This is a genomic window from Nostoc sp. TCL26-01, assembly GCF_013393945.1.
In the GTDB taxonomy this organism is placed as follows: Bacteria; Cyanobacteriota; Cyanobacteriia; order Cyanobacteriales; family Nostocaceae; genus Trichormus.
Genome location: NZ_CP040297.1, coordinates 1,704,146 through 1,720,254 on the forward strand (window position 1 = coordinate 1,704,146; position 16,109 = coordinate 1,720,254).

Genomic DNA, 16,109 nt, shown 5'->3' on the forward strand with positions numbered 1-16,109 from the left:
TATGAGTATCGAACAGCTGACAAAAGAACTATATTTCAATGGCATTGATGGGGCATCAGGAGACTATTTGTTGCCTCCTCTGACACCAGAACAAGTAGCTAGGATGGCTCAGGGAGAAGAGTTTGACCCTATAGAAATTAGCGAATTGCAAAAAAAGGATCTACACGTCAAAGGTCTAGAACCAGACTTTGCGCCGATAGAAGGAGTAGATCCCAAAAACTTGGCAGAAACAGGTTGGGGAGTGATTTTCGCTTATAATGCCGACCCAGCAATTAAAGTAGCCCTGAAAGAATTATTAGAACATCGGCAAAAACAAGCTGCCAAAAACCACGAACATTATTATCAGGAATACGTTGGTTCTAAAGGTTATCGTCCAGGAGAATCCAAAAATCAATTCTTATCTCGTCATGGAGTCGGGCCAGGGCCAGCCGACCCTGATAAGATGCCCTATTACCTGCTAATTGTGGGCGACCCAGAAACCATACCCTATCGTTTTCAGTACCAACTTGATGTGCAATATGCGGTAGGGCGGATTTACTTCGATACACCAGAAGAGTATGCCCAATACGCTCGGAGTGTGGTGTTGGCAGAAACAGGTAACTTCTCACTACCTCGTCGGGCTAGCTTTTTTGGTGTGCGGAACGATGCTGACCCAGCTACTCAACTCAGCGCTCAGAACTTGATTCAGCCTTTAGCAGAATGGATGGCTGATGACCAGAAAGATAACAACTGGACAGTCAATACCTTACTAGCCGAAGAAGCTACTAAAGCCCGGTTGGGAAAACTTTTAGGTGGCGATGAAACACCCAGTTTGTTATTTACAGCCAGTCATGGGATGGGTTTCCCCAATGGAGATGAGAAACAATTACGTCATCAAGGCGCGTTGTTATGTCAGGACTGGCCAGGGCCACGTCAATGGAAACAACCAATTCCCGAAGATTTTTACTTCTCTGCTGATGATATTGGTAGTGATGCTCGTTTGTTAGGGCTAATCGCTTTCCACTTTGCTTGTTATGGTGCTGGTACACCCCGTTTTGATGAATTCGCGCACCAAAAAGGCTCAGGGGAAAGGTTAGCTATTGCTCCCAATGCCTTTATCGCGCCATTACCCAGACGGCTACTAAGTCATCCCAATGGTGGGGCGTTAGCTGTGATTGGTCATGTGGAACGAGCTTGGGGTTGTTCTTTTGTGTGGGAACGGACTGGTAAACAGTTGGCAGTTTTCCAAAGTACTCTCAAGCGCTTGCTAGAAGGTCATCCCGTTGGTTCAGCTGTTGAGTATTTTAATGAACGCTATGCGGAACTCTCTTCTGATTTGAGTTCGGAATTGGAAGAAATTAAGTATGGTGCGACTGTTAATCCTACGGCTGTGGCTGGGATGTGGACTGCAAATAACGATGCTCGCAGTTATGCCATTATCGGTGATCCGGCTGTGCGGTTGGTAGTTGGTGAAGTTCAGGGTGCTGGTGAACGTCCGACTATGGAAAAGGTGAATTTGCCAGTCGCACCAACAACAGCAGATATCTCACTGCAAACATCTGAAGTATCGGTTCTCCAGCAAGCACAGGCAAACTTGACTCAAGCTCTAGAACTGTTTGTCAATACAGTTGAAAAGACTCCTGCTAATCAAGCAGACAAACTCAAAACAACTGTTGCAGCCGCAACTAGTTTATTTGAAGCCTTAAAGAAGTTGAGTCAGTAGTCCTGGATTTCTCACAAAACGGTAGGGGCGGGTTCATGAGATATTCGTGAATGATTGAAGCATATTTGTGAACCCGCCCCTACAGCCTCTGGGCTTCGGTTTTATAAATTTCGTGAGAAATTCGGGTAGTTAGCTGTCACCACTCACCAATCCCCAATCCCCAACCAATGAACACATTTGAGATTACTATCCAACGTAAATCGGGAGATAGCTGGCCTATTGTCGGAGAGTATAGCCAACCGGGTATTCTCTTACCATTGCGATCGGAGGGTAATCTCTGTCTGACTAGTGAAGATTTGCAGCATTTAACTAGTCTGCTGGGACAGGTGGGGGATTATGGGACATTTCTGGGAAAAGCATTGCTGCGGGATGAGATGCGGGATGCTTTTGTTAAGGCACTGAGTCAAAGTCAAGATACATTGCGGGTATTGCTGTTTCTGGAAGCGAAAGAGAAGGAACTGAGGACTTTACGCTGGGAAAGGCTTTGCGCTCCGATTGATGGTGATTGGCAGATTTTAGCTATTAACCAGCGAGTGCCTTTTTCCTTTTATATTCCGGCGATTACTGACCGACTTTTTCCGCCCATTGGCCGACGGGATTTACGATCGCTCATTCTCGTAGCTAGTCCATCGGATTCTCGTAAGTATAAATTAGACACATTTGATGTGGAATCTACTGTCAAAAGTGTGCGATCGGCTTTGGGGGAGATTCCCACAGATGTGTTGGCAACTGTTGATGGTGCGATCGGTTTACCTACTCTCGATGACCTTTGCACTCAACTCACTGACAGAACTAAGCAGTATACTATGCTGCACGTTGTCAGCCACGGTAGGGTGATGGATGATGGCGAAACTGTTCTCTATTGGGCAAAGGCTGATAATACGGTTGAGGTAGTCACAGCTACCAGATTAATTGAAAGAATGCGGACTTTACGGGGAGCAAAAGGACTACCCCATTTTACTTTTCTCTGTACTTGTGAAAGTGCTAGCCCAGAGGCAGAAGGCGCATTGGGTGGATTGGGACAGCGCTTAGTGCGGGATTTGGGTATGCCTGCGGTGGTGGCGATGACGGAGAAAGTGACGATTAAGACAGCCCAAGCTCTGAGTGAGAAATTTTACTCCCAATTAAGACAGTCGGGTGAGGTGGACTCAGCTTTACATGAGGCTACAGCCTCTTTAGCCGAGCGTGGTGATATTTCTGTACCGGCACTGTTTAGCCGTCTGGGGGGAAGACCATTATTTAGCGACCAACTTGACCGAGAATTGACGAATGCGGAAATTAAGTATGGTTTGGAGTGTCTTCTCAAGTTATTACCAGAGCGATCGCCTGTTCTCACCAAAAAGTTGACTGAGCAAGCCCAGCAGTTAGAAAATACTTTAGGGGCAGATGCTACAGCCTTGAGTAAACAAGCTCTCCAAGAACGAGAGCAGGTTTTAGCAGAGGTAAATAATCTTTGCGAGGAAGTACTTGATTTACATTTCCATGCTTTAGCATTAGGTCAACAACCACCAAGCTATGATGGGCGTTGTTCTTTCCTCGGTTTATATCCTTTCCGTGTAGAAAATCGGGAGTTTTTCTTTGGGCGTGAACAATTAATCGCTCAACTCCAACAAAAGTTGAGGGAAGACAATTTCTTAGCGGTGTTGGGGGCTTCTGGTAGTGGTAAGTCATCGGTGGTTTTGGCGGGACTGATACCAGTGCTAGAACAACAGCAACCCGGTTTAGTCACAGTCTACATGACACCTAGTAGTAACCCGATTGAGCAACTACAAGCTAGTTTTGCCCAAGTCTCAGGTCAAGCTACCATACTAGTCATCGATCAATTTGAGGAATTATTTACCCTCTGTGCAGATGAAACTCAGCGAGTGACTTTCATCGAAAAATTGTTAAGTCTGGTTCCCCACCAAAAAGTCATCGTCACCATGCGAGCAGATTTTTGGGGGGAATGTGCTTCTTATCGCAACTTGCAAGATTTGATGGAACCGAGACAAAAATTAATCGGGGCGATGGATGCGATGGAATTGCGGAAAGCAATGGAATTGCAAGCAGCCCAGGTGGGGTTACGGTTTGAAGCGGGGTTGAGTAATGCGATTTTAGATGATGTCCAAGGTGAACCGGGTGCTATGCCGTTGTTACAACACGCACTGCTGGAGTTGTGGAAGCGGCGACATGGTAGATGGTTGCGGGCTGGGGAGTATGAAGCCATCGGTGGGGTAAATATGGCGATCGCTCAAACTGCCGATGAAGTTTACAATAGTCTCTCACTCCCAGAACAAGAACAAGTTAAAAATATTTTTATTCGCTTAACCCGCTTGGATGAAAACACAGTGCAAGGGGAAAAACGGCGAGACACCAGACGACGAGTTTGGCTAGATGAGTTAGTCCCGGCTGGTGGTGATTTGGCAATTACTAAGCAATTGGTGCAACGCTTGGCTGGTGAAGGCGCGCGGCTGGTGGTGACAAGTATCAACAGTTCTAGCGATCGGGAAGAGGTAGAAGTAGCCCACGAAGCTTTAATTCGTTACTGGCCAAGGTTACTGAACTGGTTGGATGAAAACCGTGTTAACCTCCAACTGCGAGAGACTATTCGTCAAGCAGCTTTGGATTGGGAAAAGCAGCAAAAAGACGAAAGTTATTTGGTGCATCGGGGAGGAAGATTAGAAGATGCTCAAGTTTTAGCCAAACACACCAGTTTGCTCAATCAGTTAGAGACTGACTATGTGATTAGTTGTGGAGAATTGCGCGATCGCCAACACAAGGAAGATAAATCACGTAAGCAGAGAATATTGATCTTAAGATGTGCTATCTTAGCCGTGATTTTACTATTTGGCACATCTGCGGCAACTATTATCGGTACAGTATTACTAACTTTGCAACAGAAAACCAATGTTGTATTCACATCTCCTGGACAGAAAATTCAAGGGATTACAGAATATAAATACTTTTTCCTCAGTAATAAACAAGATGATCTCCGCACGGCAATTCACCAAATTGTAGTAGGTATTGCTGATGCGAAAGAAGCAGATTGCATCATGGATGATGAAATCGAAACCGGAGAAAAACAAGGAAAAGAAAAATTCATCCTTACCGCACCTAAAAAAACAGGTGTTTATTATGTTAAGGCTGCATTTGATATGCAGTATACTGCTGAAGATGCTATCTATGATTGGTCAACTAATATCCCCAAAGAAGCCACTACTAATCCTGTGGGAATTATCGTAGTTGGGGGTGTATTTGACTTAGAAATTTATCCTCAATTATGGGAAGCATACAGTAAAAATATCCCTAATATAGGTGCTATTACTAGTTTTAATAATAATGTCTACTTTATTTTGCGGGACTTTCAATGGCAGGATATTAAATAAATTCAAAATTCAAAATTAAAGACAATTAGATGATACGGAAGATGATATTGCCCATGATTTAGTAAATGCTGGAGTGCCAAAAGAAGATATTGTATTAGGATTTCAGTCACCATTTATGCGCCAGTTCACAGAATATGCTGTGGGTTGACTGAAAAATGTGAGTGTAATACCAATTCACAAAAATCCTGATACATATAGCTTACTCGTTGGGTATTGTCCGCCCACCGTTAAAACGGTGGTCTCATAGCTTAAGTCCATTAAAATGGACTCTGATATTCAGTCCTCTTGAGAGGACTTTAGCTATGAGACAGGGATTTACAATCCCTGACGGACTGACGGACTCACGTATTTGTATCATTATTAAAGTGAAATGGTATAAGAAGATGTTTGAAAAGTCCCTAGTGATGTATTAAATACTTTATAGATCCCCCTAAATCCCCCTTAAAAAGCAGGGCTGTTTCATTCCACAAGGTGAAGGAGTTTGTCAATATCATGAGAGATAAATCTTTGGGCAATTGTGATGGAAGTATGACCATTTCGGCGAAGTATATTGAGAGCGATTGCTCTCAATATGGAGAGATTTGCGGGAGCATTGCCCATACGGATCGTCGAATTATCTTCTTTGAAAACAACATCTTTCACCCAATGGAGGCAATTTTCGATACCCCAATGACCGCGAATACCGATGGCAAATTCCTTCGCTGTACAAATCAAGCTGCTAATATAACAAACAATCTCATGATATTTCTTATCCTTTCTTGTGCCAATTCTTTCGACCCTAATTAAAGATTGTATTCCCGTCCATTCTGGGTCAATTCCATTGACATCATGGAAAACTTCGACAGTACGAGTTGTTAATCTATCTCTAGTCTTTTCTGTCTCAATTATCCGAGAAGTTGGTTTTCTGGTAGCGGCAATCTGTTGAATATGTCGATGTAGTTTTGGTTGATTATCTTTCACAGCAATAACGTAATCGTTACCACCTTCAATAATTATTTTGCAAGTTTTTTTTGGCAATGTAAGGAATCAAAGCTCAAGATAACATCTTCTATATCCAATGCTGTGACTAGCTCCTGGACAACTTGTATTTCGCTTTTGAGTTGGTTATCAAATTTCTTCATCCCCACAACTAGCCCTTTCTTGCCAGCAAATACTGATACTATGCTCACAAAATTCTGATGAGATGAACTATAGTTCTCCACTGTACCCTTAATACTTTTACCATCTACTGCACACCATTCTGATACTTCTAAATCCACATAATTTTTCGCCCATTCATTAAATTTTTCTGTCAGTTTATCAAAATTCACTCCCATGACTACACGTCGAATTGTTGAATATGAGGGAACCCCATGTTTTTGAATGCCAAATTTTTCTATTAATACCCGTCTATGCCTTTTAACAAAATCTCCCCACTCACGATACCCAACATATCCATTCATTGTTCCCATTATGACAAACAGCAACACTAGCCACAGTGGATGTCTTCGTCCATCAGTCGTTCTAAAATCTTCCACTTGCTTTAATTGTTCTATCAGCTCTGCACCCATATTTTTTCCCCACAACTCTTGCTATTTTACCTGTTTTAGGGAATGAAACAGCCCTGCTTTTTAAGGGGGGCTAGGGGGGATCAATTAGTGCTTAACATCACAGCCAAATACTTTTCAAACACCCTCTAAGAGATATTTTTTAAAAGTCAGAGAGAGCTAAAAATTATGCAAGCCGTCAAACCATGATACGTATCAAAACAATCTCTGAGATTGCTATATTTACTCCATCGCTTTTATTTGTTTATTGGCTTCATTCTCTGCTGTCAGCATTGCTTGTTTTAATGGTTGTTGTCCTAATAAAGCGCTGACAAATTGATTATCGAAATTGTTGACTATGGGTGCTGGATATTTACCAACTTGCCAAGGTGTAGCATAAGTAACACCAGCGACTAGAGGCGATCGCAATTCATCTTTGTCATATCCCAAATTTTGCGCGATTGATTTACGTGTGGGTAAAGCAAACCCTGTTCCTGTCCATTTCTGCATTCCGGCTTTACCTGTGAGATAAGAAATTAATTCCCAAGCTGCGGTTTTGTTTAGCGATCGCTTATTCATCACATAGGCAACGGTAAACACCATTGTATTTTTCTTAGCATTAATACTTGGTAATTCTGCGGTGGCAAATTCTAATTGCGGAAAGGTTTCTTTTAAGTAGGGAATTGCCCAGTTACCTTCTATCACCATCGCTACTTTTCCCTGTCCAAACATTTCACTACCTGAGTTTGTTCCTACATCAGATTTTTGAGCAGAAGATTTATCTTTTTGATATTGGTCTAATACTAATTGCAATCCTTTTAAGGCTGAGTCACTAGCGAATTTAGCATAGCCATTATTGTCAGTAACTTGCCCGCCAAAAGCCTGAATTTTATAAGCCTGACGGGCTAATTCTGGAATTTCCCCAAAACCATATTTGTTGAGTTTACCTGTTAGTTGTTGGGAGTAAGCGCGTAATTCTGACCAAGTTGTCGGAGGATTATTTAAGCCAACATTAGCAAAAGCTTTTTTGTTATAAAACAGTGCCAAGGTGGAATAATCTTTCGGAAAACCGTAGATATGATTTTGATATTGAAAACTTTTTAATAAAGTCGGTGCAAAATCTGCGGTGTCAAATTCTGGAGTAATATAACTATCCAGTGGTTCCAACACATTCTGGCTCATCAAAAAAGGAGCCTCAAGCGCATCTAAATAGAACACATCAGGCGCAGCTTCTCCCACCAAACGAGTTTTAATTACATCCATATATTGATCAGAAATTACCTCATATTTGACCTGAATATTTGGATGTTGTTTTTCAAAATCTTGCAAAACCTGTTTCAACAATCTTTGCTCAACCGGAGAACCCCCCCAACCACTTAGTTTCACGGTGACAGGCGTTGATTTAGGCACAGTATTTGGCGATCGCAGACTAATAATAGCGATCGCTATCACTATCACTAGTCCTAAAAATTGCCACCAACTTTTTTTCATAAAAGGCAGTGCTGAGTGCTGAGTGCTGAGTAGGGAGTGAGGGAGTGCTGAGTGCTGACTATTGACTAATGACCAATGACTATTGACTATTGACTATTGACCAATTCCCTAAATCTGTGAGAGAGCGATCGCGGTAACGTCCGTAACGTTCTGGCTTGCTTTTGATTTTCACGCCCAAGTCTGGCAAAATACCAAAATTAGGTGGCATGGGTTGGAAATGTTTAGGGGAGGCGGAACTAATAAACTCTATTAATGCACCTAACATCGTGGTTCCGGGAACAGTCAAGGGTTCTTTACCCAAAGCCAACCTCGCCGCATTGGTTCCCGCTAGCCAACCGCCGGCGGCGGCGGCTGTGTAGCCTTCAGTCCCGATTAACTGTCCCGCCGCTAACAATGTGCGACGTTGCTTAAATTGCAGAGTTGGGAGCATTAACTGGGGTGCGTTGATAAAAGTGTTGCGGTGCATGACTCCCAACCTGACAAATTCCGCCTTTTCCAAGCCGGGAATCATTTGAAAGACTCGCTTTTGTTCACCCCAGCGCAAGTTAGTTTGAAATCCTACCATGTTCCACAACTGACCGGCTTTATCTTCTTGTCGCAACTGCACTACCGCGTAAGGACGTTCCCCAGTCCGGCTATCGGATAAACCCACTGGCTTGAGGGGGCCGTAGCGCATGGTATCTTCTCCCCGTTGCGCCTGTTCTTCAATGGGGAGACAAGCTTCAAAAAATTTCGCCGTTTCTCGTTCAAAATCTTTCAGTTCTGTTTGTTCTGCTTGACGAAGTGCTTCCCAGAACTGTAAATACTGTTCCTTATTCATCGGACAGTTGAGATAGGCGGCTTCACCTTTGTCATAACGTGATGCCATAAATGCCACATCACGGTTAATCGATTCTCCCACGACGATGGGGCTAGCCGCATCAAAAAAGCTCATGTATTCCATGCCCGTAAAACGGTGCAAGTCTGCTGCTAAATCGGGACTAGTTAAGGGCCCCGTGGCTAAAACTACAATACCTTCAGGAATCGCTGCTACTTCACCACGACGAAATTCCACTAAGGGATGACTTGCTAGAGTTTCTGTTAAATCTTGACCAAATTGTCCCCGATCCACTGCCAGCGCGCCACCTGCGGGGACAGCGTGTTCATCAGCTTTAGAGATGACAATAGAACCGAGTTGACGTAATTCTTCATGGAGTAATCCAGTCGCGCGATCGCTTGCCATTGCCCCAAAGGAATTACTACACACCAACTCGGCTAAATGTTCTGTATGATGGGCAGGACTGAAGCGCTTAGGCCGCATCTCATACAAAATCACTGGTATTCCAGCCTGGGCAATTTGCCATGCTGCCTCTGTCCCAGCTAGTCCACCTCCAATTACTTGTATCGGTTGTTGATTCATAATTCAATACTCGCTCTCACCCAGTTCTCGTTTGCTGGGAATGCCTAACACCAATATAGATGGTATTTCTGATCAGTGCGTAAGTTCTAGTTTAGGCAAAAATCGGCTGTAAATTTAAAATAAAACCAGGAAGGACATCTTCCCCAGATAAACTTGTCGGAGATTGCAATAACTCAGGTACTTGATGAGGACGATAAATTTCTACTTGTTTGTCTTTGGGATTAATTAACCAACCAAGTTTCAAACCATTTGCTATATATTCCCGCATCTTGGCTTGAGTATCTAGCAAATCATCAGTTTCTGACACTAATTCTACCACAAAATCAGGGCATAAAGGCAGAAATTTCTTTCTTTGTTGTGGTGTGAGATCATCCCATCTTTCCTGCTTTATCCAAGAAGCATCAGGAGAACGAGTTGCACCATTTGGTAGTTTAAAACCAGTAGAAGAGTCAAAAGCTTTGCCTAAATTATGTTGACTATTCCAAAACCATAATTGACCTAATAAATCAAAATTACGATTACCTGTTTCTCCCCCAGTAGGCGACATAATAACTAATTCTCCGTTAGCAGTTAATTCCAAACGCAAATCTTTGTTAGCAGCAATAATCTGTTCTAATTCTTCATCTGTAAATCGGAGATGAGCAGGTAAACTTAAAGTTAAAGCAGTCATAATTAAGTTACGAAAATTACTGTGTTTGCGGGGTTGAACTCTTTGTGATTCGGATCAGAAAACGTAACGCTTCGTTTACAGATGCAGAATCGGGAAATATTTCTGCAACATCAGATTCTAATTCAATAGTTAGAGAATTTGGCTGCTTTCTTCCTCGACCTCTGGCTACAACTGGTAATCTGGTAAAATCATATTCATCACGTAGTTCATCTTCATCTTCGGAATTAAATTTCTGATTCATAAGCTGTCTTTTCCTTGCGAGTTGCTTCTCTAGCACTAATCAAACGTGTTACTTGCAAACGTTCTGTATAAGCAACAACTAGTAACCTTCTTTGGACTGATTCACCCAATATGATAAAACGCCTTTCTCCAAATGAATGATCCGGATCTGCAAATGTTAAAAACAGAGGATCGTTGAATACCGTTTTTGCCTCATCAAAGGACACTCCATGTTTTGCTAGGTTTTTCTCTGCCTTGTTTTCGTCCCATTCAAACTGCATAAGTTAAATGTAGCATCACTCAATGGTAGGGAAGTTGCTACTATTTCTATATCAGGATTGAGCGATCGCCAACAATAACAATTACGAGCTAATTTTGACTAGATTCTTCCTTGCTCCTTCTGCTTACACTGCAAAAATATTAAGCTACTAGTTAAGTTTGAGAAGTGTTCCAAGTCGGCTCAACTACTTTGTTAGACTGAGAAAGTTGATCTATTAACATAAGTAGAATACTCATGCTGTCATCGGAAAAAGTCACACTTCGCCCCGCAACGAAGGCTGACGCACCACTGTTTTACAGCGTCATTGATCAAACAATGCGTGAGTTCATAATTGCGACTTGGGGCGCATGGAACGAAGAGCGTGTTCAGCAAGAGTCACTCGAAGACAGCACTTCACCAAATGCACAGGTCATCCAAGTCGGCAACATTCCAGTTGGAGTTATTTTAGTTGAACGGGAGCCAACTCACATCCAAGTTAAACAAATTTACTTGCTGCCTGAGTATCAACGCAAAGGCATCGGCAGATATCTCATTACAGGTATCATCGCAGAGGCAACTAATAGCAATCTTCCAGTTCGGCTCCACGTTCTCAAGGTCAATTCGGCGAAGAAGTTCTATGAGAAGCTTGGTTTTATAGTCACCGAAACATCGGATGAATTCTATTTCATGGCACGCATGACTACCTGAGCATTATCATGTCAAACCAATGCCTTGAGGTACTCACTCTACTGCTCGCATCCTATTGATGTGGTTTCTCTTACTGTAGCTGGACGGAGGAAAATGGCTAAGGATCATATGGAACTTAGAAGGAAAAAGTACTTTCATCTCAGTTCACAAATCGCTCAGTTGGATAATCCACAATTGCATTCTCTGTTTGACAATAGTGAGATGAATGAGTCAAGTACGGGTTGGGGGATGAATCACGTCATTGTCCTTGGAAAATCCCAAGTTTTTGTGAAACGGGTTCCGGTGACCAACATTGAATTTGATAACCAGTTCTCCACCAGAAATCTGTATGACTTACCGACTTACTGTAATTACGGCTTTGGTTCCACTGGTTTTGGTGTCTTCCGGGAACTCGTGACTCATATTAAGACAACCAACTGGGTATTGGCAGGGGAAATTGCCACCTTTCCACTAATGTACCATTATCGGATTATTCCTTCCTCTGGGCAGCGTGCCGATGTGGATAGCTTACGTCTAAAAAGTTATGTCGAGTATTGGGGTAATAGTGCAAACGCCGGTAATTATCTTTTAGATAGAGCAAAAGCCAACTATGAGTTAGTTCTGTTTCTAGAATACATACCTCATGTTCTAGAAACATGGCTGCGGGAAAACTCCAGCACACTTGAGAAAACACTAGATGAGTTACGCACAACGATTACTTTTTTGAGAACAAAAGAAATCATTCACTTCGACGCGCATTTTCGCAACATCCTCACTGACGGTGAACAGACATACTTGAGCGATTTTGGTTTGGTGCTTGACAAGAATTTTACGTTGACTAAAGAAGAAGAATCTTTTTTTGAGCAAAATAAATTTTACGACTATGGAGAAATCCTGCGGAATCTTGGTCATCTGATTCAATCATCGTATGATTTATGTTCCAAGAACGATAAACGCAGGATTATAGAAAAATATAGTATAAAAGAAGGCTTAAAACCTTATGAAATCAGGTCTATATTACTTGACAACATCGAGCAAATAAATGCTGATAGGGTAATGAAGTTAGATGATTTCTATGTTGCTAGCATTATCAAATACCGCCGCATCATTATGCTGATGCAAGACTTCTTTGCTGATATGTGGGAAAATAACAATAAAGATACGAAACTTCGTCACGCAGAACTACAAATGTTGCTCAAAGAAACGGGGTTTCTTAATGAGTAACTTCCTTCAAAAAACTGTGGCAAACTCTTTACCTTTGTCTACTCCATGTTGATAAACTGCTCTTAACCCTGCGGCTGTCGCATCTGTAAAATTGACTCCTAATTCTTTAGGATCTACATCTGGTTGAATAATGTGGATATTTGCACCTTGATAACTCTGGGAAATGGCTTCTAACTGAAACATATCTCGATAAAGTATACCTGGTTCGTTGGCGATCGCAATCACTTCTCGATATCCCGCTTCCACCATTTCTATCGCCGGACACAAGCAAGTATAAGAAGCATCAATGTAAGGTTGTCCATCTATCCAAGCGGGGATATCCCAACCATGAAGCATTCGGGAAGAAGCATAAGCGACTTGAGCAAAGTTATCAGCGTGAAGATGCTGTTTGCTACTAAACAAGGCTGACTGCAAGTGTTCATCTACCCAGCTACGATCTTTTTTCCCGGCGGCTACTAATAACCGTCGTCCTAAACGTCTGGCTGTGGGGTTTTGAGTTTCCCTAGCTGCTGCGTCGGTGATGACAGCACTAGTAGCAATGACATATTCGGGGTTTTCTGGTGCAAATAATTTTTCTAGCGGTGGAGTAAAACTTGTAATCCCTCCCAAGACTACTTTACTCATCCCAATATCAGGTTCTTGCAGCACTCTTATGCCTGCTAGCCAATAATCCACCCCTAATTCTGTGGCTTGACCAATAGTAGCCCAAGCAGCAGGCAAAACGGAAGCAGATGCAGCAGCATAGGCGCTGGCGCGAATGCCGGCTGACTCCAAAGCACTCAACACACCATGCGCGAATGCACCCTTAAAACTGCCCGATGCACAGGCGATCGCTAATGATTTATGATTTATTTTCATGGGCTTGATTTCTGTTGCGTAGTTTGACTAAAATCTGCACTCGTCGCTTGAATTCATCCAAATCTGCCGCACTAAGTTGAGTTTTCTGCCATGCGGGACGTTGTAACAGGCGTTCACACCAATTTTGCAGTTGGGGGTAATCACCAAGCGGTACACCCAAGTTAGGTAAGGTCGGTATAATTGTCCCTGCTACGATGTCTGCTAGGGTTAACTGTTCACCAGCAAAAAAAGTCTTATCCGCTAAAATATCTGCCAAAAATTTCAGTACTATATTAATATGCCGGACTGCTTGGATAAATTGCGGTGAATCGGCTTTTTCGCAAATTATGGCCACCATTTTAGGCAATAATTCATTAGCAGTTACCATTTGCACCATGCGGACTTGTGCTAATATCTGTGAATCTTCAGGTAACAGCGCAGGTTGAGGATATTTGCTTTCTAAATAATCTAAAATTGCTAATGATTCTATAATTCTCAACCCATCATCTACTATCACTGGAATATGATGAAATGGGTTAATTTCGACAAACTCTGCTTGTAGTTGATCTCCATCTAATCTCATTAAAATTGATTCAAAGGGAATCTCTTTTTCTAATAAAGTTATCCACACACGACGAGCATTAGGTGAAAGCGGAGCGTAGTAGAATTTAAGCATGATATTTTCCTGTGATTTTGCTTAAGTCTGATGAGATTGTGAATATTTTTGCTGCAACCCTGCGGGAACGGGAATCAAACGACCATTTTGCAGATTGACAAAAGCACCTTTTTGCATAGCAACTGCTGCTAATTCATTGTTAGATAAAATTTCTGCTTGCACAGTCCATTTTAATCTTCCTAAACTAGCTAACCACAACCGCCCCATTACTTGATCAATCAACTTGATAGGACGCTTATATTCAATTTCCGTCCCAGAAATTATCGGTGCGTATCCTTGCTCAATTTGTTGATTAATTGGTAAATTTTCTTCTAAAAATTTCAGGCGTAAATCCTCTAACCACTTGATATAGACAATATTACTAACAATGCCTGCAAAGTCTATATCATAAGTTTTTACAGGTATTGTCAAGATGATTTCTAATGGTCTATCTACGTTATTTGTTGTTAACATTAGCTATCCTATCACTTTCAAGACTATTCGGTCTGTTATTTTGCAAAAAAATATTGTCTAGGGTATCAAACTTCTACTTTGTAGTTCAAAGTTAACTCATCTCCGGGTAATCCTCTAATTCCCCAGTTCTGTTTTGGTGTTTCAAAAATTGTCATCTCAATATCGTCAACATCTATATGCAATTGTTGGTTGATTTCTTGAATTATTTGACGGATTAGTTGTTTTTTCGTATCTATAGAACGTCCGACAAACATAATTATTTCTATAATCACATAGTTATCTGTCCTATCTGATGGATAGTAAAAGTCAGCTTGTTCTAATGGGAAAAACCGATGAAATCTCTTTTCCGGGGCAATTTGTAGAACTTCAACTACAGCAGCATGAATAATATTTGATAGTTCTGGCTTAATCGGGTTGAGTTTTTCGGCTAACCCGTAGATTTTAATTTGTACCATGAGTTTTTAAAACATTTTCGATGTATTGATTTAGATGATTAACTGCCCTCTGCATATAAATGCCATCGCTATAAAGCTTACTCATCATAATCGCACCTTCTAAAGTGGCAGTTATAATCGTGGCAATTTCTTGTGCGTTTACATCAGTCTGGATTTCTCCCTTGTCAATTCCTGTTTGAATGATACGCTGGATTAAATTCAGCCAAGAGTCCATCGCTTTTTGAGTACGTTCTCGTAAGGCTGGGTGAGCATCATCACTTTCCACCGCCGTATTTAAAATTGGACATCCTCCAGGAACGGGTGGATTATCGACAAAACTGCCAAACACATCGATAATTGCTTGTAAACGCTCCACTGCATGACGTTTGTTGCGTAACGCAGCTCTATAATGCTTACTAATAGATGCGATCGCATAATCAAACGCCTGGAGTGCTAATTCATCTTTGCTGTGAAAATGATTGTAAATCCCTCCCTTTTGTAATCTCGTCACACGCATAATATCAGCGATCGACGCACCCGCATATCCCTGTTGGTTAAACAGTTCCGCCGCTTGTTGCAAAATTCGGGTTTTTGTCTCTTCGCCTTTAGACATTTTCTTTACCGACCGAGTAGTCTGATTTAAGATAACATGAGATACTATGGCGAGTCTAGGGGAAAATAAGTATTGTCATCAGGTTTTGAGAGATTTAACCAAACGCAAATGCAGATATTCAAAGTCATCGAAGAAGCTATCACCAAACCACCTATTCCTCATGAACCATACAAGCAATCACTAAAAGCTTGGGCTATGTATTGTCTACGAGATAGGGGTTTTAAAGTTATTTACGCTCAAAATGCCGATTTTGCGATTGAAACCAAAGGTGCAGAAAAACTATATTTTAAAGTCGCTAATAGTCCTGTTGACTCAGATGGTTCAGTTGGTTGGATAATTTGGGATAGCGTGACTAAAAGTGCTAGTCTGATTCCACCACAAAAATGAAAAATAGTGTAGGGGTTAGAGTATCGGGTATAGCAGATGTAGTAGCGCGGCAAGTCTAATTTATTGGGTTGAATAATTATAGAATACTCTCTTTTTCGGGTTTCTATATTTCTGGAACCAAACATTTTAAGCTTGCTGCACTAGTAGGACTAGTGGGTTGGGTTAAG

The 16,109-nt window shown here is 41.8% G+C and carries 15 protein-coding genes and 2 pseudogenes; 6 read left to right on the forward strand and 11 right to left on the reverse strand.

Annotated elements, in window-relative coordinates; all coding sequences use genetic code 11:
- Nucleotide 1: 1 nt before the first annotated feature.
- From FD725_RS07255 to FD725_RS07265, 3 genes and pseudogenes are all read left to right on the forward strand, one after another.
- Nucleotides 2–1,702, forward strand: a complete 1,701-nt coding sequence (locus FD725_RS07255) for a C25 family cysteine peptidase (protein ID WP_179047498.1) — start codon at nucleotides 2–4, stop codon at nucleotides 1,700–1,702.
- A gap of 167 nt (nucleotides 1,703–1,869) precedes the next feature.
- Nucleotides 1,870–5,067 carry a CHAT domain-containing protein gene (locus tag FD725_RS07260; RefSeq protein ID WP_179047499.1) on the forward strand — a complete coding sequence of 1,066 codons (3,198 nt, stop codon included), beginning with the start codon at nucleotides 1,870–1,872 and terminating at the stop codon, nucleotides 5,065–5,067.
- Between the two features lie 22 nt (nucleotides 5,068–5,089).
- Nucleotides 5,090–5,215 (forward strand): annotated as a pseudogene (locus FD725_RS07265) (element excision factor XisI family protein); the annotation flags it as partial.
- 311 nt (nucleotides 5,216–5,526) lie between these two features.
- Here FD725_RS07265 and FD725_RS33100 read toward each other — a convergent pair.
- The 6 genes and pseudogenes from FD725_RS33100 to FD725_RS07300 form a co-directional block, all read right to left on the reverse strand.
- Nucleotides 5,527–6,617: pseudogene (locus FD725_RS33100) on the reverse strand (ISAs1 family transposase).
- A 219-nt stretch (nucleotides 6,618–6,836) separates the two neighbouring features.
- Entirely contained in the window at nucleotides 6,837–8,084 is a 1,248-nt protein-coding gene (locus tag FD725_RS07280; protein ID WP_179047502.1) for an ABC transporter substrate-binding protein, read from the reverse strand.
- A 79-nt stretch (nucleotides 8,085–8,163) separates the two neighbouring features.
- Nucleotides 8,164–9,483 carry an FADH(2)-oxidizing methylenetetrahydrofolate--tRNA-(uracil(54)-C(5))-methyltransferase TrmFO gene (gene trmFO / locus FD725_RS07285; RefSeq protein WP_179047503.1) on the reverse strand — a complete coding sequence of 440 codons (1,320 nt, stop codon included), beginning with the start codon at nucleotides 9,481–9,483 and terminating at the stop codon, nucleotides 8,164–8,166.
- Nucleotides 9,484–9,574: 91 nt separating this feature from the next.
- Nucleotides 9,575–10,153 (reverse strand): Uma2 family endonuclease, encoded by a 579-nt coding sequence (locus FD725_RS07290; RefSeq protein WP_179047504.1) that lies wholly within the window; start codon nucleotides 10,151–10,153, stop codon nucleotides 9,575–9,577.
- 16 nt (nucleotides 10,154–10,169) lie between these two features.
- Nucleotides 10,170–10,394: a hypothetical protein gene (locus FD725_RS07295; RefSeq protein ID WP_179047505.1), complete on the reverse strand. Its 225-nt coding sequence runs from the start codon at nucleotides 10,392–10,394 to the stop codon at nucleotides 10,170–10,172.
- Entirely contained in the window at nucleotides 10,378–10,653 is a 276-nt protein-coding gene (locus FD725_RS07300; protein WP_179047506.1) for a BrnT family toxin, read from the reverse strand. Before FD725_RS07300 ends, FD725_RS07295 begins: the two co-directional genes overlap by 17 nt.
- Before the next feature lie 233 nt (nucleotides 10,654–10,886).
- Between FD725_RS07300 and FD725_RS07305 the strand changes: the two genes are divergently transcribed.
- Both FD725_RS07305 and FD725_RS07310 read left to right on the forward strand, forming a co-directional pair.
- A complete protein-coding gene (locus FD725_RS07305; RefSeq protein WP_179047507.1) occupies nucleotides 10,887–11,339 on the forward strand; it encodes an N-acetyltransferase in 453 nt (150 codons plus the stop codon).
- Between the two features lie 93 nt (nucleotides 11,340–11,432).
- The gene (locus tag FD725_RS07310) at nucleotides 11,433–12,542 is read left to right on the forward strand and encodes a hypothetical protein (RefSeq protein WP_179047508.1); all 1,110 of its coding nucleotides are present in this window, start codon (nucleotides 11,433–11,435) and stop codon (nucleotides 12,540–12,542) included.
- A gap of 6 nt (nucleotides 12,543–12,548) precedes the next feature.
- Here the strand turns inward: FD725_RS07310 and FD725_RS07315 are convergent, their stop codons facing one another.
- From FD725_RS07315 to FD725_RS07335, 5 genes are all read right to left on the reverse strand, one after another.
- A complete protein-coding gene (locus FD725_RS07315; RefSeq protein WP_179047509.1) occupies nucleotides 12,549–13,400 on the reverse strand; it encodes a hypothetical protein in 852 nt (283 codons plus the stop codon).
- On the reverse strand, nucleotides 13,384–14,055 hold the full coding sequence (locus tag FD725_RS07320) for a glutathione S-transferase family protein (protein ID WP_179047510.1): 672 nt from the start codon (nucleotides 14,053–14,055) through the stop codon (nucleotides 13,384–13,386). The genes FD725_RS07315 and FD725_RS07320 overlap by 17 nt, the downstream gene beginning before the upstream one ends.
- A gap of 21 nt (nucleotides 14,056–14,076) precedes the next feature.
- Nucleotides 14,077–14,508, reverse strand: coding sequence for a thioesterase family protein (locus FD725_RS07325; RefSeq protein ID WP_179047511.1), 432 nt, complete (start codon nucleotides 14,506–14,508; stop codon nucleotides 14,077–14,079).
- A 65-nt stretch (nucleotides 14,509–14,573) separates the two neighbouring features.
- Entirely contained in the window at nucleotides 14,574–14,963 is a 390-nt protein-coding gene (locus tag FD725_RS07330; protein ID WP_179047512.1) for a tautomerase family protein, read from the reverse strand.
- The gene (locus FD725_RS07335; protein WP_179047513.1) at nucleotides 14,950–15,555 is read right to left on the reverse strand and encodes a TetR/AcrR family transcriptional regulator; all 606 of its coding nucleotides are present in this window, start codon (nucleotides 15,553–15,555) and stop codon (nucleotides 14,950–14,952) included. Before FD725_RS07335 ends, FD725_RS07330 begins: the two co-directional genes overlap by 14 nt.
- A gap of 108 nt (nucleotides 15,556–15,663) precedes the next feature.
- Here FD725_RS07335 and FD725_RS07340 point away from each other — a divergent pair, with 108 nt between their 5' ends.
- Nucleotides 15,664–15,942, forward strand: coding sequence for a hypothetical protein (locus FD725_RS07340; RefSeq protein ID WP_179047514.1), 279 nt, complete (start codon nucleotides 15,664–15,666; stop codon nucleotides 15,940–15,942).
- The last annotated feature ends 167 nt before the right edge of the window (nucleotides 15,943–16,109 follow it).

Coding starts and splice junctions, on each gene's coding strand:
- FD725_RS07255 (WP_179047498.1), top strand. CDS start 2: ATGAGTATCGAACAGCTGACAAAAGAACTATATTTCAATGGCATTGAT.
- FD725_RS07260 (WP_179047499.1), top strand. CDS start 1,870: ATGAACACATTTGAGATTACTATCCAACGTAAATCGGGAGATAGCTGG.
- FD725_RS07280 (WP_179047502.1), bottom strand. CDS start 8,084: ATGAAAAAAAGTTGGTGGCAATTTTTAGGACTAGTGATAGTGATAGCG.
- trmFO (WP_179047503.1), bottom strand. CDS start 9,483: ATGAATCAACAACCGATACAAGTAATTGGAGGTGGACTAGCTGGGACA.
- FD725_RS07290 (WP_179047504.1), bottom strand. CDS start 10,153: ATGACTGCTTTAACTTTAAGTTTACCTGCTCATCTCCGATTTACAGAT.
- FD725_RS07295 (WP_179047505.1), bottom strand. CDS start 10,394: ATGAATCAGAAATTTAATTCCGAAGATGAAGATGAACTACGTGATGAA.
- FD725_RS07300 (WP_179047506.1), bottom strand. CDS start 10,653: ATGCAGTTTGAATGGGACGAAAACAAGGCAGAGAAAAACCTAGCAAAA.
- FD725_RS07305 (WP_179047507.1), top strand. CDS start 10,887: ATGCTGTCATCGGAAAAAGTCACACTTCGCCCCGCAACGAAGGCTGAC.
- FD725_RS07310 (WP_179047508.1), top strand. CDS start 11,433: ATGGCTAAGGATCATATGGAACTTAGAAGGAAAAAGTACTTTCATCTC.
- FD725_RS07315 (WP_179047509.1), bottom strand. CDS start 13,400: ATGAAAATAAATCATAAATCATTAGCGATCGCCTGTGCATCGGGCAGT.
- FD725_RS07320 (WP_179047510.1), bottom strand. CDS start 14,055: ATGCTTAAATTCTACTACGCTCCGCTTTCACCTAATGCTCGTCGTGTG.
- FD725_RS07325 (WP_179047511.1), bottom strand. CDS start 14,508: ATGTTAACAACAAATAACGTAGATAGACCATTAGAAATCATCTTGACA.
- FD725_RS07330 (WP_179047512.1), bottom strand. CDS start 14,963: ATGGTACAAATTAAAATCTACGGGTTAGCCGAAAAACTCAACCCGATT.
- FD725_RS07335 (WP_179047513.1), bottom strand. CDS start 15,555: ATGTCTAAAGGCGAAGAGACAAAAACCCGAATTTTGCAACAAGCGGCG.
- FD725_RS07340 (WP_179047514.1), top strand. CDS start 15,664: ATGCAGATATTCAAAGTCATCGAAGAAGCTATCACCAAACCACCTATT.